Source organism: Micromonospora sp. NPDC004540, assembly GCF_040610095.1.
Classification (GTDB): domain Bacteria; phylum Actinomycetota; class Actinomycetes; order Mycobacteriales; family Micromonosporaceae; genus Micromonospora.
Map to the genome: position 1 here is coordinate 15239 of NZ_JBEXLR010000067.1, position 18775 is coordinate 34013.

At 73.5% G+C, this 18775-nt stretch carries 12 protein-coding genes; 7 read left to right on the forward strand and 5 right to left on the reverse strand.

Annotated features, from left to right (window positions below; translation table 11 throughout):
- Positions 1-104: 104 nt before the first annotated feature.
- Positions 105-3761 carry a transcription-repair coupling factor gene (mfd, locus tag ABZV78_RS21275; RefSeq protein ID WP_355641004.1) on the reverse strand — a complete coding sequence of 1219 codons (3657 nt, stop codon included), beginning with the start codon at positions 3759-3761 and terminating at the stop codon, positions 105-107.
- 167 nt (positions 3762-3928) lie between these two features.
- On the opposite strand from mfd, the gene ABZV78_RS21280 reads away from it, so the two are divergent.
- A complete protein-coding gene (locus tag ABZV78_RS21280) occupies positions 3929-4837 on the forward strand; it encodes a cyclase family protein (RefSeq protein WP_355641006.1) in 909 nt (302 codons plus the stop codon).
- Between the two features lie 94 nt (positions 4838-4931).
- On the opposite strand, the gene ABZV78_RS21285 is transcribed toward ABZV78_RS21280, so the two are convergent.
- A complete protein-coding gene (locus ABZV78_RS21285) occupies positions 4932-5972 on the reverse strand; it encodes a S66 peptidase family protein (protein ID WP_355641008.1) in 1041 nt (346 codons plus the stop codon).
- Between the two features lie 85 nt (positions 5973-6057).
- Between ABZV78_RS21285 and ABZV78_RS21290 the strand changes: the two genes are divergently transcribed.
- Both ABZV78_RS21290 and ppc read left to right on the forward strand, forming a co-directional pair.
- Entirely contained in the window at positions 6058-7110 is a 1053-nt protein-coding gene (locus ABZV78_RS21290; RefSeq protein ID WP_355641010.1) for a hypothetical protein, read from the forward strand.
- A 123-nt stretch (positions 7111-7233) separates the two neighbouring features.
- A complete protein-coding gene (ppc, locus tag ABZV78_RS21295; RefSeq protein ID WP_355641012.1) occupies positions 7234-10020 on the forward strand; it encodes a phosphoenolpyruvate carboxylase in 2787 nt (928 codons plus the stop codon).
- Between the two features lie 62 nt (positions 10021-10082).
- On the opposite strand, the gene ABZV78_RS21300 is transcribed toward ppc, so the two are convergent.
- Positions 10083-10922 (reverse strand): hypothetical protein, encoded by an 840-nt coding sequence (locus tag ABZV78_RS21300; protein WP_355641014.1) that lies wholly within the window; start codon positions 10920-10922, stop codon positions 10083-10085.
- A gap of 55 nt (positions 10923-10977) precedes the next feature.
- Between ABZV78_RS21300 and ABZV78_RS21305 the strand changes: the two genes are divergently transcribed.
- On the forward strand, positions 10978-12156 hold the full coding sequence (locus ABZV78_RS21305) for a DNA recombination protein RmuC (protein WP_355641016.1): 1179 nt from the start codon (positions 10978-10980) through the stop codon (positions 12154-12156).
- Positions 12157-12305: 149 nt separating this feature from the next.
- Positions 12306-15608, forward strand: a complete 3303-nt coding sequence (locus ABZV78_RS21310) for a S8 family serine peptidase (protein WP_355641018.1) — start codon at positions 12306-12308, stop codon at positions 15606-15608.
- Positions 15609-15685: 77 nt separating this feature from the next.
- Here ABZV78_RS21310 and ABZV78_RS21315 read toward each other — a convergent pair whose 3' ends face one another.
- The gene (locus ABZV78_RS21315; protein WP_355641019.1) at positions 15686-16090 is read right to left on the reverse strand and encodes a hypothetical protein; all 405 of its coding nucleotides are present in this window, start codon (positions 16088-16090) and stop codon (positions 15686-15688) included.
- A gap of 42 nt (positions 16091-16132) precedes the next feature.
- The gene (locus tag ABZV78_RS21320; protein ID WP_355641021.1) at positions 16133-17119 is read right to left on the reverse strand and encodes a 4-hydroxy-3-methylbut-2-enyl diphosphate reductase; all 987 of its coding nucleotides are present in this window, start codon (positions 17117-17119) and stop codon (positions 16133-16135) included.
- A gap of 167 nt (positions 17120-17286) precedes the next feature.
- On the opposite strand from ABZV78_RS21320, the gene xseA reads away from it, so the two are divergent.
- Positions 17287-18501: an exodeoxyribonuclease VII large subunit gene (gene xseA, locus ABZV78_RS21325; protein WP_355641023.1), complete on the forward strand. Its 1215-nt coding sequence runs from the start codon at positions 17287-17289 to the stop codon at positions 18499-18501.
- Positions 18502-18515: 14 nt separating this feature from the next.
- Positions 18516-18728, forward strand: a complete 213-nt coding sequence (locus ABZV78_RS21330) for an exodeoxyribonuclease VII small subunit (RefSeq protein WP_355641024.1) — start codon at positions 18516-18518, stop codon at positions 18726-18728.
- Positions 18729-18775 lie beyond the last annotated feature (47 nt).

Consider the following 18775-nt stretch of genomic DNA (forward strand, 5'->3'; position numbering starts at 1 on the left):
CGCGCCCCCGCCCCGGCCGGCTGCGCCGCGACCGGCTCGCTGTGTCACCTTCCGCTCGCCACTGCGGGGCTGGCAGAACCGGCCAGCTCCTCGGGCTCGCTGTGTCACCTTCCGCTCGCCACTGCGGGGCTGGCAGAACCGGCCAGCTCCTCGGGCTCGCCGAGCACATCCTTGAGGAGCTGCGCGCACCACTCCAGCAGCGCCTGGTCGCGCAGCGGCTCGCCGCCGACCCGGCGGGTGCTCGGCCGGGGCACGCTGACCTGGTCGAGCGCCTGCTTGTAGACCGAATCCGGGTGGTAGCGCTTGAGCCGGAGCTGCTTCGAGTCGGGCAGCGGCAGCGGGCCGAACCGGATGTGCTTGCCCTGCATCGACACGTCGGTGAGGCCGTACCGGCGGGCCAGCAGCCGGAACCGGGCCACCGCCACCAGGTTCTGCACCGGCGCGGGCGGCTCGCCGTAGCGGTCGGTCATCTCGGCGACCACCTCGCGCAGCCGCTCCTCGTCGCGGGCCTCGGCCAGCTTGCGGTACATCTCCAGGCGCAGCCGCTCCACGCCGACGTAGTCGTGCGGCAGGTGCGCGTCGATCGGGAGGTCGACCTTGACCTCGGCCTCCTCCTCCGCGTGCTCACCCTTGAACGCGGAGACCGCCTCGCCGACCATCCGGACGTAGAGGTCGAAACCGACGCCCTCGATGTGCCCGGACTGCTCGCCGCCGAGCAAATTGCCGGCGCCCCGGATCTCCAGGTCCTTCATGGCCACGTACATGCCGGCGCCCAGCTCGGTGTGCTGGGCGATGGTGGCCAGCCGCTCGTGCGCGTTCTCGGTGAGCGGCTTGTCGGGCGGGTAGAGGAAGTAGGCGTACGCCCGCTCCCGGCCCCGGCCCACCCGGCCGCGAATCTGGTGCAGCTGGGCCAGGCCGAGCAGGTCGGCCCGCTCGACGATCAGGGTGTTGGCGTTCGGGATGTCGATGCCGGACTCCACGATCGTGGTGCAGACCAGGACGTCGAACTCCTTCTCCCAGAAGCCCACCATCACCTTCTCGAGCGCTTCCTCGCCCATCTGGCCGTGCGCCACCGCGACCCGGGCCTCGGGCACCAGCTCGCGGATCCGGCGGGCCGCCTTGTCGATCGACTCGACCCGGTTGTGCAGGTAGAAGACCTGCCCGTCGCGGAGCAGCTCACGGTGGATCGAGGCGGCCACCTGCCGGTCGTCGTACGCCCCCACGAAGGTGAGCACGGGGTGCCGCTCCTCCGGCGGGGTGGCGATGGTGGACATCTCCCGGATGCCGGTGATCGCCATCTCCAGGGTGCGCGGGATCGGGGTGGCCGACATGGCCAGCACGTCGACCGAGGCGCGCAGCGTCTTCAGGTGCTCCTTGTGCTCGACGCCGAAGCGCTGCTCCTCGTCGATGATGACCAGGCCGAGCTGCTTGAACCGGGTGGCCGACTGGAGCAGCCGGTGGGTGCCGATGACGACGTCGACGGTGCCGTCGGCGACCATCTCCAGGGTCCGCTCGGTCTCCTTCGGCGTCTGGAACCGGGAGAGCTGCCGGATGCTGATCGGGAACTGGCTCATCCGCTCGGCGAAGGTGTTGTAGTGCTGCTGCACCAGCAGGGTGGTGGGCACCAGCACGGCCACCTGCTTGCCGTCCTGCACCGCCTTGAACGCCGCCCGGACCGCGATCTCGGTCTTGCCGTAGCCGACGTCGCCGCAGATCAGCCGGTCCATCGGGACGGTCTGCTCCATGTCCCGCTTGACCTCCTCGATGGCGGCGAGCTGGTCGGGCGTCTCCTGCCAGGGGAAGGCGTCCTCCAACTCCCGCTGCCACGGGGTGTCCGGGCCGAACGAGTGCCCCTTGGACGCCTTGCGGGCGGCGTAGAGCTGGATGAGCTGCGCGGCGATCTCGCGGACCGCCTTGCGGGCCCGGGCCTTGGACTTCTGCCAGTCCGAGCCGCCCATCTTGTGCAGGGTGGGCTGCTCGCCGCCGACGTAGCGGGAGAGCTGGTCGAGCTGGTCGGTGGGGACGAAGAGGCGGTCGCCGGGCTGGCCGCGCTTGCTCGGCGCGTACTCGATGACCAGGTATTCCCGGCTCGCGCCGTTGACCGTGCGCTGGACCAGCTCGACGTAGCGGCCGATGCCGTGCTGCTCGTGTACCACGTGGTCGCCGGCCTTCAGCTCCAGCGGGTCGATGGTGTTGCGCCGCCGGCTCGGCATCTTGCGCATGTCGCGGGTGGAGGTGCCCCGGCCACCGGTGACGTCGTTGCCGGTGAGCAGCACGAACCGGGACGCCTCGTCGACGAATCCGGCGGTCAGGCAACCGCAGGAGACCAGCAGGTCGCCGGGGGCCGGCGCGGCCGGCACCTCCTCGGTGAGCCGGGCGCCGAGGCCGGCGTCGCGGAGCACCTCGACGGCCCGCTGGGCGGGGCCGTGCCCCTCGAAGACCAGCGCGATCGACCAGCCCTCGCCGGCCCAGCGCTTGAGGTCGTCGACCACCCGGGCGGTCTCGCCGTGGTAGAGCGGGGCGGGCTGGGCGGCCAGGCTCACCGCGATGGCGTCGTCGGGGGTCACGTCGACCTCGGTCGGCTCGTCCTCCCAGGGCTGCGGGGCGGGCGCGGCGTCGGCCTCGGCCAGGCCGAACGGGGCGAGGGTCCACCAGGGCTGGCGCAGGGCGCGGGCCGCTGTGCGTACGTCGGCCAGGGTCCGGAAGGCGGCGGCGCCGAGGTCGACCGGGGCCTGGCCCCCGACGGCGGCCGCGGCCCAGCTGGCCTGGAGGAACTCCTCGGAGGTACGCACCAGGTCGTGCGCCCTGGTGCGGATCCGCTCCGGGTCGCAGAGCAGCACGTGGGTGCCGGCCGGCATGCAGTCGACCAGCAGCTCCATCGAGTCGGCGCCGATCAGCGCCGGGGCGAGCGACTCCATCCCCTCGACCGGGATGCCCTCGGCCAGCTTGTCGAGGATCTCGGCCAGCTCGGGGTGCTCCTGCGCGAGCGCGGCGGCCCGCTCGCGCACGCCGGGGGTGAGCAGCAGCTCGCGGCAGGGCGGCGCCCAGAGCTGCGGCACGCCCTCGATGGTGCGCTGGTCGGCGACGGCGAAGGTGCGAATCTCCTCCACCTCGTCGCCCCAGAACTCGACCCGGGACGGGTGCTCGTCGGTGGGCGGGAAGACGTCCAGGATGCCGCCGCGCACGGCGAACTCGCCGCGCTTGGTGACCAGGTCGACGCGGGCGTACGCCATGTCGATGAGCCGGCGGGCGACCTCCTCCAGATCCGCCTCGTCGCCGGCGGCGAGCTGCACCGGCTCCAGGTCGCCGAGCCCCTTGAGCTGCGGCTGGAGCAGGGACCGGACGGGCGCCACGACCACCCGCAGCGGGCCGGTGCGCCCGTGCGCGTCGGCCGAGCCGGGGTGGGCCAGCCGGCGCAGCACGGCCAGCCGCCGCCCGACGGTGTCGGAGCGGGGCGAGAGCCGCTCGTGCGGCAGCGTCTCCCAGGACGGGAAGACCGCCACCTGCTCCGGCGGCAGCAGGCTGCCCAGCGCGGCGGCCAGGTCGTCGGCCTCGCGGGTGGTGGCCGTCACGGCGAGCACCGGACGGCCCGCGCCGCCGGCCGGCTCGTCGGCCGCGACGGCGGCGACGGCGAACGGGCGCAGCGCGGCGGGGGCGGTGAGATCGAGGCCGTCGACCTGGGCGGCACCGGAGCGCGCCAGGTCACGCGCCCGGGCCAGCCCGGGGTCGGCCAGGGCGGCGGAGAAGAGGCCGGTGAGCATCTGTGATCACTTCCAGGAGGTCGGCGCACGGCGACGACCCCGCGTCCGGTGCGGACGGGGGGTGGCACCGTTCGAGACTATCTCCCTGCCCGGACATTCCGGGCCGCAGCCGCGCGCCCTGACATCGATCTTGACGGCGTCACGACCGGCGTGGTGCGGTGGGGCGCATGACGGGTGAGTACCGGGCGGTCTTCGACGCCGAGGTGATCTTTTCCAACGGCGGCGGGTTGCGGACCGACGGCTTCCGGCTCGACATCCCAGGCCCGGAGATCACCGACGACGAGCTGGCCGCGCTCCTCGTCCGGCACCTCGGGCTGCTGATGGTCGGCGAGGTGCGGATCACCAACCGGACGGTCGTCGAGGAGCCGCACAAGGGCGGTCGCGGGGTGGCCGCCCCGGCGGCCGGCGGGCGGCGGCTCGTCGAGCTCAGCCACGTGATCACCGACGGCATGGTCACCCTCCCCGGGTGGCAGCCGCCCCGGATCACCGACTGGCTGACCCGCGAGGCCTCCCGGGAGCGGTACGCGCCGGGCGTCGAGTTCCACGTGGCCCGGATCGACATGATCGCCAACACCGGCACCTACGTGGACGCGCCGGCGCACCGCTGGGCGGACGGCCCGGACCTCACCGGCGTCCCCCTCGACCACCTCGCCGACCTGCCCGGGGTGGTGGTCCGGGTGCCGGCCGGCACCCGGGCGGTGGACCGCCTCATGCTCGCCCCGTACGAGGTGGCCGGCCGGGCGGTGCTGCTGCACACCGGGTGGGACACCCACTTCGGCACCGACCGGTACGCCGGACCCGACGCGCCCTACCTGACCGCCGACGGCGCGGACTGGCTGGTCGAGGCGGGGGCGGCGCTGGTCGGCATCGACTCGATCAACATCGACGACATGACCCCGGCGGCGGCCGGCGAGCGCCCGGCGCACAGCGCCCTGCTCGCCGCCGGAGTGCCGATCGTCGAGCACCTGACCAACCTGGCCGCCCTGCCCCCGGAGGGGTTCCGGTTCACCGCCGCCCCACCCCGGGTCGCCGGCATGGGCACCTTCCCGGTCCGCGCCTTCGCAGTCATCGACTGAAGTGCGGTCACCGCTTGCAGATCTTGGAATGAAATGGCCCCTATAGGGGCCGGTTTCTACCAAGATCTCCAAGCCCGCGTGCTCACGCCGCTCATCAGTAGCGCACGGCGATCCGGCGCTCGACCGCGTCGACCCGGATCTCGCCGCCGTACGGGACGATCAGCTGCGGGTCGGTGTGGCCGAGGTCGACGTCGAAGACCACCACGGGGTCGTCGGCGTACGGCGCGAGGGCCCGGAGGATCGCCTCCCGCTGCGCCTCGCCCCAGGCCAGGCGCTCGTCCAGGGTGTGCGGTCGGTCGAAGTCCCACGCCTTGGGCCGGCCGACCACGATGGCCGGGAAGCCGGCGAGCAGCCCGCGCTCGCCCATGTTGCGCACGATCCGGAAGACCTCCTGCGCACCGGGCAGCTCGTTGGAGGTCTCGAAGATCAGCACCGAGCCGGCGAGCTCGGCCGCCGAGGGCACCCGGTCGGTGGCCATCAGCCAGTGGATGATCTCCAGGCAGCCGCCCCAGGTCCGGCCCTGCACCACCCGGGCCGGCCCGTGCCAGCGCCAGCCCTCGCCGGGGAACATCACCGGCTCGTCGGCGAGCGTCGCCGGGTCGCGCCAGTCGCGGGGCTCGTCGCCCCACTCCGGGGCCGGGGTCAGCTCGTACCAGCCGGAGGTGAACAGCGCCGCGCGCAGCGAGTCGAAGGTGAGCGGGTGCGGTGCGCCGGACCGGCCGAGGTGCACCAGCACCGACCCGCCGTGGTAGGCCACGATCCCCAGTCGGTGGAGGTGGTTGAGGACGTTGGTGTTGTCCGAGTAGCCGAAATAGGGCTTCGGGTTGGCCCGCAGCACCGCGTCGTCCAGGAACGGGGTGACCGTGACCAGGTCGTCCCCGCCGACCGTGGCGAGCACCGCGGTGATGCTCGGGTCGGCGAAGGCGGCGGTCAGGTCGCGCGCCCGGTCCCGCGGGTCGGCCCCCAGCTGCCGGGTGGTCGGATACTCCACCGGCTCCAACCCGAACTCCTCGCGGAGCCGGCGCAGGCCCAGCTCGTAGACGTGCGGGAAGAGGCCCGGCAGGCCGGCGGAGGGCGAGACGACCGCGACCCGGTCGCCCGGCTTCGGCTTCGGGGGGTAGCTGGGCAGCGTCATGATCCGAAGCTATCGGGCCGGGCCAGCGAATTCCGCCCGGATGAAACCGCACGGGCCGGGCATATGTGGGCAATAGGCTGGGCGCGTGGACGAGGCGCAGCGGAACCTTCCGGTACGCGACTGGCTGCCCCGCACGGCGGCGCTGCTGCTCGGCACCCTCGCCCTGGCCACCGCGTTCATCGCCGCCTACGTCGGCGCGCTCCACCAACCCCGCCCCCACGACGTGCCCGTCGGGGTGGTCCTCGGCGACCAGCGCGCCCAGGCCGTGCTGGCCGCGGTCCGCCAGCGCACCGACAAGATCGAACCCATCGAGTACGACGACCCGGGCGCCGCCGACGACGGCCTCACGGCCCGCGAGGTGTACGGCGTGCTCACCTCCGGCCCGGACAACGGGCTGCGCCTGGCCACGGCCAGCGCCTCCGCCCCGGCCGCCACCGAACTGGTGACCCAGGTGCTCGGCCAGGCCGCCCGGCAGGCCGACCTGCCGATCCAGGTCACCGACGAGGTGCCGGTGCAGCCGACCGACCCGCGCGGGCTGGTCCCCTTCTACCTGGCGGTCGGCTACGTGCTCGGCGGCTACCTGGCCTCCACCGCGCTGGGCCTGCGGACCGGCACCGCCCCGGTTAGCCTGCCCCGGGCCGGGCTGCGGATCGCCGCCCTGGCGGTCTACTCGGTCGTGCTGGGGATCGTCGGCGCCACCGTGGTCGGCCCGGTGCTCGACGTCTGGCACCACGACATCCCCGCCGTCGCGGCGGTCGGCGCGCTCGCGGTCTTCGCCGCCGCGATGATCGCCAGCGCCGTGCAGGCGTGGCTGGGCCTGCTCGGCACCGGGCTGGTGATCCTGCTGCTGGTGGTGCTCGGCAATCCCGGCTCGGGCGGCATCTACGCCCCGGAGTTCCTGCCGGCCTGGCTGCGCGGCATGCACCGGTGGAACGTTCCCGGCCTGGCCACCGACCTGATCAAGTCGGCGGTCTACTTCGACCGCCGCTCGATGGGCTGGACCCTGACCGGGCTCACCCTCTGGGCCCTGGTCGGGCTGCTCGGGCTGGTCACCGCGACGATCTTCCGGGCGCACCGGCGCGCGGTCCGCGCCGGCCGATCCCGCCCCGACACCCCCGGCGCGCCGGCCCATGGCTGAGCCGGTCGACCCGTCCCAGAGTGCAGATCATCACGCGGTCCCCCTCCGTGCGCCGGGGCTCGCGCGGATACCATCCAGAGAGTCGGACAGCGCTGTCCTTCGTACTCGCGTAAGGAGCGCACCGTGACCGACCAGCACGACCACGACGGCCCCGACGCCGCTCTCCGGGCCGACATCCGCCGCCTCGGCACGCTGCTCGGGCAGACCCTCGCCCGGCAGGAGGGCCGGCCGCTGCTCGACCTCGTCGAGGAGATCCGGGCCCAGGTCCGCTCCGACCCGCCGGCCGCCGCCCAGCGCCTTGCCGGGCTCGACGTCACCACCGGCACCAAGCTGGCCCGGGCCTTCTCCACCTACTTCCACCTGGCCAACATCACCGAGCAGGTGCACCGGGCCCGCGACCTGCGCCGACGGCGGGCCACCCACGGCGGCTGGCTGGACCAGGCGGCCAAGATGATCGCCGAGCGCGGGGTACCGGCCGAGGAGATCGCCGCCGCGGCCCGCCGGCTCGCCGTACGCCCGGTCTTCACCGCCCACCCCACCGAGGCGGCCCGCCGGTCCATCCTGTCCAAGCTGCGCGCGGTCGCCGACGAGCTGGATGCCGAGACCGCCAACGCGATCCTCTACGGCGCCAGCGACGAGGGGCCGGCCAACCGGCGCCTGGCCGAGCTGCTCGACCTGATGTGGCAGACCGACGAGCTGCGGCTGGACCGGCCGGACCCGACCGACGAGGCCCGCAACGCCATCTACTACCTGCGCGACCTGCACGCCGAGGCCGCCCCGCAGGTGCTCGACGACCTCGCCGACACGCTGCGCACCCTCGGCGTGGAGACCTCGCCGACCGCCCGCCCGCTGACCTTCGGCACCTGGATCGGCGGCGACCGCGACGGCAACCCGTTCGTCACCCCGACGGTCACCCGCGAGGTGCTGCGCATCCAGCACGAGCACGGCATCGAGGCCACCGAGAAGGCGATGGACCAGCTGATCAACGAGGTCAGCGTCTCCCGCCGGCTGCGCGCGGTCTCCCTCGACCTCTCCGCCAGCCTCGCCGCCGACCTGGACGCGCTGCCCGAGGTGGCACCCCGGTTCCGCCGGGTCAACGCCGAGGAGCCCTACCGGCTCAAGGCGCGGTGCGTGAAGGCCAAGCTGGCCAACACCCGGGAGCGGCTGCGCACCGGCACCCCACACGTGCCGGGGCGGGACTACCGCGGCTCGGCCGAGCTGATCGCCGACCTGGAGCTGCTGCGCGCGTCGCTGGCCCGCAACTCCGGGCAGCTCACCGCCGTGGGCCGGCTCGCCTCGACCATCCGTACGGTCTCCGCGTTCGGGCTGCACCTGGCGACCATGGACGTCCGCGAGCACGCCGAGGCGCACCACGCGGTGCTCGCCCAGCTCTACGCGGCGGTCGGCGAGGTGTCCGACTACCCGTCGCTGACCCGGCTGGAGCGCACCAAGCTGCTCGCCGACGAGCTGGCCGGCCGCCGGCCCCTCTCCACCCTGGACAGCCCGCTCACCGAGGCGGCGCAGAAGACGTTCGACGTGTTCGGGGCGATCCGCGAGGCGCAGGACCGGTTCGGCGCCGAGGTGATCGAGTCGTACATCATCTCGATGACCCTCGGCGTGGACGACGTGCTCGCCGCCGTGGTGCTGGCCCGCGAGGCCGGCCTGGTCGACGCGCACAGCGGCCGGGCCCGGATCGGCTTCGTGCCGCTGCTGGAGACCCCGGCCGAGCTGAACACCGGCGGCGAGCTGCTCGACGAGCTGCTGTCCCTGCCGGCCTACCGGGCGCTGGTGGCGGCCCGGGGCGACGTGCAGGAGGTGATGCTCGGCTACTCCGACTCCAACAAGGAGGCCGGCATCACCACCAGCCAGTGGTCCATCCACCGGGCCCAGCGCGCGCTGCGGGACGTGGCCGCCCGGCACGGCGTGCACCTGCGGCTCTTCCACGGTCGGGGCGGCACGGTCGGCCGGGGCGGCGGCCCCACCCACGACGCCATCCTGGCCCAGCCGTACGGCACGCTCGACGGCGCGATCAAGGTGACCGAGCAGGGCGAGGTCATCTCCGACAAGTACACGCTGCCCGCCCTGGCCCGGGAAAACCTGGAGCTGACCGTCGCGGCGGTGCTCCAGGCGACGCTGCTGCACACCGCGCCCCGGCAGCCGGCCGAGATGCTGGAGCGCTGGGACGCCACCATGGACGTGGTCTCCGAGTCGGCCTTCCGGTCCTACCGGTCGCTGGTCGAGGACCCGGACCTGCCGGCCTACTTCTGGGCCTCCACCCCCACCGAGCTGCTCGGCGCGCTGAACATCGGCTCCCGGCCGGCGAAGCGGCCGAACACCGGTGCCGGGCTGGCCGGCCTGCGGGCCATCCCCTGGGTGTTCGGCTGGACGCAGACCCGGCAGATCGTGCCCGGCTGGTTCGGCGTGGGCTCGGGGTTGGCCGCCGCGCGGGCGGCCGGCCTGGAGGACGTGCTCGCCGAGATGAACCGGAACTGGCACTTCTTCCGCACGTTCCTGTCGAACGTCGAGATGATGCTGACCAAGACCGACCTGACCATCGCCCGGCGCTACGTGGAGACCCTGGTCCCGAAGAAGCTGCACCCGATCTTCGAGAAGATCGAGCAGGAGTACGAGCTGACCAAGCAGGAGGTGCTGGCGGTCACCGCCACGCCGGCCCTGCTGGACAACTCGCCCGTGCTCCAGCGCACCCTCGCCGTGCGGGACACCTACCTGGAGCCGCTGCACCACCTCCAGGTGGCGCTACTGCGCCAGTACCGCGACTCCGGCGCCGCGGGCCGCGCCGTGGCCACCGCGCCGGGCGGGCGCCGCGCCCCCAACGACGGCACGGCGCTGGAGCGGGCGCTGCTCACCACGGTCAACGGCATCGCCGCCGGCATGCGCAACACCGGCTGACCCCGATCGACGGAAAGGCCCCGGTCGCGCCGACCGGGGCCTTCGTCATCCGGGCGTCGCGGTTACCAGTCGCCGCCGCCGCCGAAGTCCCCGCCGCCGAAGTCGCCCCCACCGAAGTCGCCGCCGAAGTCCCCGCCGCCGTAGCCCCCGGAGTAGTCGCCCTGGCCGGCGAAGTCCTGGCCCTGGTCCCCGAAGTCCTGGCCCTGGTCGCCGCCCTGGTCGCCGCCCTGGTCGCCGCCCTGGTCCTGGCCGTCGTTGAAGCCCTCCTGGTAGCCGGCCTCGTAGCCGTAGCCCGGGTCGGCGAAGGCGGGCGAGAAGAGCGCGTCGGCGATCAGGATGCCGCCGAGCACGCCGGCCCCGGTGCCCAGCGCCGTCTTCCACCACGGCGTCGAGTACCAGCCGGCCGGCACCGGCCGGCCCTGCCAGTTCCCGCCCGGGTAGTAGTAGGGCGTCTGGTTGCCCGGCTGGGGGCCGGCCCGGTAGGTCTGCCCCTGCACGTTGACCTCGCGCTCCTTGGTGAGCATGCCCGCGCCGCGGGCGGCGGCCAGCGGCGGCAGCTCCGGGCCCGGGTCGATGCCCATGGCGGTCCGCGCCGCCCGGATGTAGGCCAGCCCCTCCAGCGCGGTCTCCCGGGCCAGCGCGAACTGGTGCGGGGTGCCCGCCTGCTCCAGCTGGGAGCCGGCCGCGTTGTAGCGCTCGCCCGCGTCGGCCAGCGCCTGGCGGACCGCGGGGGCGTCCCCGTGCAGGTTCATCAACTGCCCGCCGAGCCGCTCGTACCAGCGTTGCGCCTCAGCGCGCGCGTCGGCCAGCTCGGTGGACCGCCGGGACCCGCTCAACCACCGCCAGATCACCAGTGCACCTCCGAGCATCAGGATCAGGACCACCCACAGGGCAACCTCCATGACCTCGAACGTACCCAGCGGGCGCACGTCGTACCCGTTTGGCAAGCTCTTCGGCATGAGCTTCTCGACGCTGGCCGTGGTGGTGCTCTGCCTCGCCGCGGGCGGCGCGGTGGGCTGGCTGGCCGCCCGGTCCCGCTCGGCGACCGAGATCGCCCGGCTGGAGGCGACCCTGGCCGCCACCCGGGAGGGCGAGGGGCGGCTGGAGCAGTCCATGCGGGCGCTCAGCTACGAGGCGACCGCGCAGTCCCAGGAGGCGGTGGCCCGGGCGGTGGCCCCGCTGCACGACACCCTCCGCCGCTACGAGCAGCGGGTCGCCGAGCTGGAGCGCGACCGGGTCGACGCCTACGCCGAGCTGCGCGAGCAGGTGCGCTCGATGAGCGCGGTCTCCGGCGAGCTGCGCACCGAGACCAAGCAGCTCGTCGCGGCGCTGCGCGCCCCGCAGGTGCGCGGCCGCTGGGGTGAGCACCAGCTCCGCCGGATCGTCGAGGCGGCCGGCATGCTGGAGCACTGCGACTTCAACGAGCAGGTCACGGCGGCCACCGACCACCAGGGGGTCCGGCCCGACCTGGTGGTCCGGCTGCACGGCGGCCGCACGGTGGTGGTCGACGCCAAGGCCCCCTTCGAGGCCTACCTGACCGCCATGGAGGCGCGCGACGAGCGGGGCCGCGACACCCACCTCGACGCGCACGCGCGGCACCTGCGGGCGCACGTCGACGGGCTGGCCGCCAAGACCTACTGGGCGGCGTTCGACCAGACCCCGGAGTTCGTGGTGTTGTTCGTGCCGGCCGACCCGTTCCTCGACGTGGCGTTGCAGCGTGACCCGTCGCTGCTGGAGCACGCCTTCGCCCGCAACGTGGTGCTGGCCACGCCGGCCACCCTGGTGGCGCTGCTGCGCACGGTGGCCTACTCCTGGCGGCAGGAGGCGCTGGCCCGCAACGCGGCCACCGTGCACTCGCTGGCCCGCGAGCTCTACGGGCGGCTGTCCACCCTGGGCGACCACGTCGGCAAGCTCGGCGGCGCGCTGAGCGGGGCGGTCACCGCCTACAACCGGGCGGTCGGCTCGCTGGAGGCGCGGGTGCTGGTCAGCGCCCGCAAGCTGGCCGAGCTTGGCGTCTCCGACCAGGAGCTGGCCGCCCCGGCACAGGTCGAGCTGGCACCCCGCCAGCCGCAGGCCCCGGAGCTGGTGGAGGGCGTGTCCACATCGGCCGATCGGCCGGCAGGCATCGACGGTTGACACGCTCAACGTGACGATGACGGCCGATCCTCGTCACGGAGTGGTCACAACCTACTTCGGAGTAGTGACACCGACAGGGACCAGGCCGAAGGATCACGGTCACGTGTGCCCTGTTTTCTGTAGGGCCCTGTTCTCTGGAGGAAGAGAACGTGAGTCAACCCCGCAACCGGAGCCGGCGTACCTCCGCCGCGCTCTTCGCCTCGGTCCTGGCGGCCGGCGCCATGACCGTCGGGGGTGGCGCCGCGACCGCGAGCGCAGCCCCCGCCGCCGCCCCCGACGCCTCGCAGCCGACCGCCGCCGAGACGCTGGGCGCCCACGACGCCAAGCTGCTGGACGAGGCGGAGGCGAAGCACGCTCCGACCGTCACCCTGATCATCGCCGCCAAGAAGGGCTCGGCCAAGAAGGTCGCCGACGGGCTGGCCGGCCTGGGCGCCTCGGTGAGCCAGCGCTACGACCAGGTCGGCTACGTGCTGGCCAAGGTCCCGACCGCGAAGGTCCTCAAGGCCGCGACGCTCCCCGGCGTCTCCGCCGTCGACCTCGACGAGACCATCAAGCTCCCCGACCCGGCCCCCGAGGCCGCCCCGGCCGGCGCGAAGACCGCCGAGCAGGGCGAGACGCTTGCCGGTCCGGGCGCCGACACCGGCGCGGTCAACCCGTACATGCCGACCAACGAGACCGGCGCGGAGGCCTTCAAGGCCGCGCACCCGACGTGGGACGGCCGCGGCGTCACCATCGGCATCATGGACTCCGGGGTGGACCTGGACCAGCCGGCGCTGCAGAAGACCACCACGGGCGAGCGCAAGATCGTCGACTGGGTCACCGCGACGGACCCGCTCGAGGACGCCTCCTGGCGCGCGATGGCCAGCGACGTGGCGGGCCCCTCGTTCACCAACACGCTGGGCACCTGGACCGCGCCGGCCGGCGCCTACAAGTTCAACGTCTTCCGGGAGAACATCACCGCGCTGGACGACGCGCGGGGCGACGTCAACCGCGACGGTGACACCACCGACTTCTGGGGCATCCTCTACAACCCGGTGAACGGCGACATCCGGGTCGACGCCAACCAGAACAACGACTTCACCGACGACGAGCTCATGCGGCCGTACAAGGAGAAGTTCCAGGTCGGCCACTTCGGCACGGACAACCCGGCCACCGCGGTGCGCGAGCAGATCCCGTTCGTGGTCGAGTACCGCCGGAACGTGGACATCACGCCGGCGGACGGCCAGGCCGGCCCGTACTACGACTACGTCAACATCGGCATCATCGAGGCGACCCACGGCACCCACGTCGCCGGCATCACCGCCGCCAACGACATGCTGGGCAACAGCGCCCTCGACGGCGCCGCCCCGGGCGCCAAGCTGGTCTCCGCCCGGGCCTGCTCGTGGGGCGGCGGCTGCACCGCCGCGGCGCTCACCACCGGCATGGTCGACCTCGTGGTCAACCGCAAGGTCGACGTGGTCAACATGTCGATCGGCGGCCTGCCGGCGCTGAACGACGGCGCCAACGCCCGCGCCAACCTCTACGACGAGCTGATCACCACCTACGGCGTGCAGATGTTCATCTCGGCCGGCAACTCCGGCCCGGGCCTGAACACCGTCGGCGACCCCTCCGTCGCCAGCAACGTGGTCAGCGTGGCGGCGAGCGTCAGCAAGGACACCTGGCTGGCCAACTACGGGTCGGTGGTCCGCAAGGAGAACGCGCTGTTCAACTTCTCCTCCCGCGGCCCGCGTGAGGACGGCGGCTTCAAGCCCAACGTGACCGCCCCCGGCTCGGCCATCTCCACCGCGCCGACCTGGCAGCCCGGCAACCCGGTGCCCGAGGCCGGCTACCCGCTGCCCCCCGGCTACCAGATGCTGAACGGCACCTCGATGGCCTCGCCGCAGGCCGCCGGCGCCGCCGCGCTGCTGCTGTCGGCGGCCAAGGCGACCGACAAGGGGGTCACCCCGGCCGCGCTGCGCCGCGCCATCTACACCTCCGCCAAGCCGATCGCGGGCGTCCCGACGTACGGCCAGGGCTACGGAATGTTCAACGTGCCGGGCGCGTGGGACCTGCTGGCCGCGGGCGTGCAGACCCGGACCTACACCTCCGCGGCCCCGGTCTGCACCGAGCTGTCGGGGAACCTGACGAAGTACAACAAGGACTCCGGCGTGTTCGAGCCGAACCCGAACGTGGGCACCGGCGTCTACAACCGCTGCGCGGTCGGCAACGGCGGGCAGAAGGTCAAGGAGAGCCGCTACTACGAGGTCAAGCTGACCCGCACCAGCGGCCCGAACAAGGGTCTCGAGCACACCGTCGCGTTCCGCGGCAACGACGGCACCTTCTCGGCCCCCGCGGTCGTGTGGCTGCCGCTGAACAAGACCGTCACGGTCAAGGTGAAGGCCAAGCCGCTGACCCCCGGCGCGCACGGCGCGATCATGACGGTCGACGACCCGAGCACCTCGGTGGTCGACTTCGAGGTCGCCACCGTCGTGGTCGCCCCGACCGCGGTCTCCGCCCCGGCCTACTCGTTCTCCGCGGGTGGCTCGGTCGAGCGGAACGGCTTCGCCTCGTACTTCGTGACGGTTCCGGAGGGCGCGGGCGCGCTCCAGGTCAACCTCTCCGGCATCGCCACCGGCTCGCAGACCCGGTTCATCGCCATCAACCCGTACGGCGTGCCGGTCGAGAGCACCGCGAGCACCGCCTGCTACACCAACTTCTCCGACGCCGCCGCCTGCAAGCCGCAGGAGCGGGACTACCAGAACCCGATCCCGGGCGTCTGGGAGATCGAGGTCGAGGCCCGGCGCACCTCGCCGGCGCTGGACAACCCGTTCCAGCTCCAGGCGCGGGTGCAGGGCGTCAAGGTCGAGCCGGCCGTGGTCGAGCTGCCGTCGGTGACCGCCGGCACCCCGACCGAGGTGAGCTGGGGCCTGACCAACACCTTCGGCCCGGTCCAGGTGACCGGGGTCGGCGGCCCGCTGGCCAGCGTGCACGCCGAGCGGCCGAGCATCGCCCAGGGCGGTCGCCAGGAATACACGGTGGACGTCCCGGCGGGGGCCACCTCGTTCACCGCCCGGATCGGCAGCCCGTCCGACCTGAGCGCCGACCTGGACCTGTCGGTCTTCCTCGGCGCGACCCGGGTGGGCCAGTCGGCCGACGGCGACTCGGAGGAGGCGGTCACGCTGTCCAACCCGGCCGCCGGCACCTACCGGGTGGTCGTGGACGGCTACGCGGTGAGCGACCCGACCACCGCGTACGACTACCGCGACTCGTTCGCCGCCCCGGCGCTGGGCACGCTCTCCGCCCCCAGCACCCCGCTGGCCCTGGCCAACGGCGCCACCGCCACCCTGACCGGCACGGTGACCGCCAAGTCCACCCCGGCCGCCGGCCGGCAGCTCTACGGTGACCTGGCCGTCACCACCATCGAGGGCGCGGTCGTCGGCCGTGGCTCGGTGGAGGTCGGCGCGGTCAACTGACCCGCTGACGTCAGGAGCCCCGCCCCCTCCGGGGGGCGGGGCTCCGCCGTTTTCCGGCCCGGTTCCCCGGGTGCGGGTCAGGCGCGGCGGGCGGATTCCACGACGAAGGGTGTGCCCTGCTGGCAGGTGGTCATCATGCCCGGCTCCGAGCGGCCGGTGACCTCCACCCGGGCGCCGGGCCGGAGCAGGTCGCGGGGGCCGCCGATCAGCAGGTGGTCGTCGATCAGCAGGCAGTTCGGCTCGACACCGGCGCGGATCGTGCCGGTGAGCGTGGTGGCGCCGGGGCCGGGCGGCTTCGACGGGCCGCCCTTCCAGGTGGGGTCGGGGCGGCTCGGGCCGATGCTGGGGCCGGGGTCGGGCTGGCTGGTCACCGGGGCGGCTCCCGTCGAGGTGGGTCCGGCGGGCTCGGTGCCCGGACCGGCGCAGGCGGTCAGCGCCGCGCCGGCCAGCAGGGCGACGAGCACCGTCCGAGGAGTCTTCATGACCGGTTGGACGTGGTCGGTGGGCGTTTCGTTCCCGGCCGGTCAGCCGCGGGCCGCGGCGGCCTTCAGGTCCCGCTTGAGCTCCTGCGGCAGCGAGAAGGTCAGCCGCTCGTTGGCGGTGGTGATCTCCTCGACGTCGGCGAAGCCGCGCTCGGCCAGGTGCGCGAGCACCTGCTGGACCAGCTCGTCCGGCACGCTGGCGCCCGAGGTCAGGCCCACGGTGCGGGCCCCCTCCAGCCAGGCGTCGTCGATCTCGTGGGCGAAGTCGACCAGGTGACCGGCCCGGGCGCCGGCATCCACCGCCACCTCGACCAGCCGGACCGAGTTGGAGGAGTTCCGCGAGCCCACCACGATCACCACGTCGCAGTCCGGGGCGATCTCCTTCACCACGTGCTGCCGGTTGGAGGTGGCGTAGCAGATGTCGTCGCTGGGCGGCGACTGGAGCAGCGGCAGCCGCTGCTTGAGCCGGGCCACCGTCTCCAGGGTCTCGTCGACCGAGAGGGTGGTCTGGGAGAGCCAGACGACCTTCTCCGGGTCGCGCACGGTGACCTTGTCGGCGCCGTCCGGGCCGTCGACCAGCTGGATGTGCGCGGGCGCCTCACCGGCGGTGCCGATGACCTCCTCGTGCCCCTCGTGGCCGATCAGCAGGATGTCGTAGTCCTCGGCGGCGAACCGCCGGGCCTCCTGGTGCACCTTGGTGACCAGCGGGCAGGTCGCGTCGATCGCCTTGAGCGAGCGCGCCTGGGCCTGCTCGTAGACCTCGGGGGCCACACCGTGCGCGGAGAAGATGACGGTGGCGCCCTCCGGCACCTCCTCGTTCTCCTCCACGAAGATCGCGCCCTTGGCCTCCAGCGTCCGCACCACGTGCTTGTTGTGCACGATCTGCTTGCGGACGTAGATCGGCGCGCCGTAGAGCTTCAGCGCCTCCTCGACGGTCTGCACCGCCCGGTCCACGCCCGCGCAGTAGCCGCGGGGCTTGGCCAGGAGCACGCGCTTGCCGGTCCGGGGAGTCGTCTCAGCCTCAGTCACCCGACCATCGTACGTGCCCGCTCTTCCCCCGACAGCGGCTGCAACCCCCCTGGCCGCCCCCGCCGGAGGCGTCGATCATGAGGTTAGCGGCCGTTCCGGAGATCGACATCGCCGTCAACCTCATGATCGACGCGGGTGGCGTCGGGGGTGGGGCTTAGGGTGGGCGGGTGAGCGAGGGGGAGCGGAGCACGTCCGAGGAGCCGTGGCCGGTCCGGGTGGTGAGCCAGAAGATCGGGGCCTGGATCGCCCGGCTGGGGTGGGTCTGGGTCGACGGGCAGGTCGCGCAGATCAGTCGGCGGCCGGGGGCGAGCACGGTCTTCCTCACCCTGCGTGACCCGTCGGCGGATCTGAGCCTGACCGTCACCACCAACCGCGACGTGCTCGACGCGGGCGCGCCGGAGCTGCGCGAGGGCGCCCGGGTGGTGCTGCACGCCAAGCCCGAGTTCTACGCCGCCCGGGGCACGCTCAGCCTGCGCGCCGACGAGATCCGCCAGGTCGGGCTGGGCGAGCTGCTGGCCCGGCTGGAGAAGCTCAAGAAGCTGCTGGCCGCCGAGGGGCTCTTCGACCGGTCCCGCAAGCGCCGGCCGCCGTTCCTGCCCGGCCGGATCGGCCTGATCACCGGCCGCGCCTCGGCCGCCGAGCGGGACGTGCTCACCAACGCCCGCCGCCGCTGGCCGGCGGTCGAGTTCCGGACCGTCAACGTGGCGGTGCAAGGCCCGAGCGCGGTGCCCGACATCGTCGGCGCGCTCAAGGTGCTCGACGCCGACCCGACGGTCGACGTGATCATCATCGCCCGGGGCGGCGGCGGCATCGAGGACCTGCTCCCCTTCTCCGACGAGGCGCTCTGCCGGGCGGTCTTCGCCTGCCGCACGCCGGTGGTCAGCGCGATCGGCCACGAGACCGACACGCCGCTGCTCGACTACGTCGCCGACGTGCGCGCCTCGACGCCGACCGACGCGGCGAAGCGCATCGTGCCCGACCTCGCCGAGGAGGTCCGCCTCATCGGCCAGGCCCGGTCCCGGCTGGAGCGGGCGGTGCGCAACCTGGTCGACCGGGAGCAGCACAGGCTCGACCTGCTCCGCTCCCGGCCGGTGCTGGCCCGCCCGCAGGTGATGGTCGACCAGCGGGCCACCGAGGTCACCGCGCTGCGCGACCGGGCCGGCCGCTGCCTGGACCACCGGCTCGGCGCCGCCGGCGACGACCTGCGGCACACCCTGGCCCGGCTGCGCGCCCTCTCCCCCGCGGCAACCCTCGACCGGGGCTACGCCATCGTCCAGCGCGCCGACGGGCACGTCGTCCGCGCCGCGTCCGAGGTGGCCAAGGGCGACCCGCTGCGGGTACGCCTCGCCGAGGGCGAGCTGAGCGCCACCGTGGACGGCTGATGAGATGGGACCCGATGACTGACACCAAGAAGGACGAGCAGCTCAGCTACGAGCAGGCCCGGGCCGAGCTGGCCTCGGTGGTCGAGCGGCTGGAGGCGGGCGGCACCTCGCTGGAGGAGTCGCTGGCGCTCTGGGAGCGCGGCGAGCAGCTCGCCGGCATCTGCCAGCGCTGGCTGGACGGCGCCCGGGCGCGCATGGACGCCGCCCGGCAGCGCGCCGAGGACTGAGCGGCGGGGGGGCCGGAGCCCCCCCCCCCGCCCGCAGGGACATGAAA

Bases quoted from the DNA above. Each gene is read 5' to 3' on its own strand.
- ABZV78_RS21300 (WP_355641014.1), bottom strand. From the start codon at position 10,922: ATGGAGGTTGCCCTGTGGGTGGTCCTGATCCTGATGCTCGGAGGTGCA.
- ABZV78_RS21315 (WP_355641019.1), bottom strand. From the start codon at position 16,090: ATGAAGACTCCTCGGACGGTGCTCGTCGCCCTGCTGGCCGGCGCGGCG.
- ABZV78_RS21330 (WP_355641024.1), top strand. From the start codon at position 18,516: ATGACTGACACCAAGAAGGACGAGCAGCTCAGCTACGAGCAGGCCCGG.
- ABZV78_RS21305 (WP_355641016.1), top strand. From the start codon at position 10,978: ATGAGCTTCTCGACGCTGGCCGTGGTGGTGCTCTGCCTCGCCGCGGGC.
- ABZV78_RS21280 (WP_355641006.1), top strand. From the start codon at position 3,929: ATGACGGGTGAGTACCGGGCGGTCTTCGACGCCGAGGTGATCTTTTCC.
- mfd (WP_355641004.1), bottom strand. From the start codon at position 3,761: ATGCTCACCGGCCTCTTCTCCGCCGCCCTGGCCGACCCCGGGCTGGCC.
- ABZV78_RS21285 (WP_355641008.1), bottom strand. From the start codon at position 5,972: ATGACGCTGCCCAGCTACCCCCCGAAGCCGAAGCCGGGCGACCGGGTC.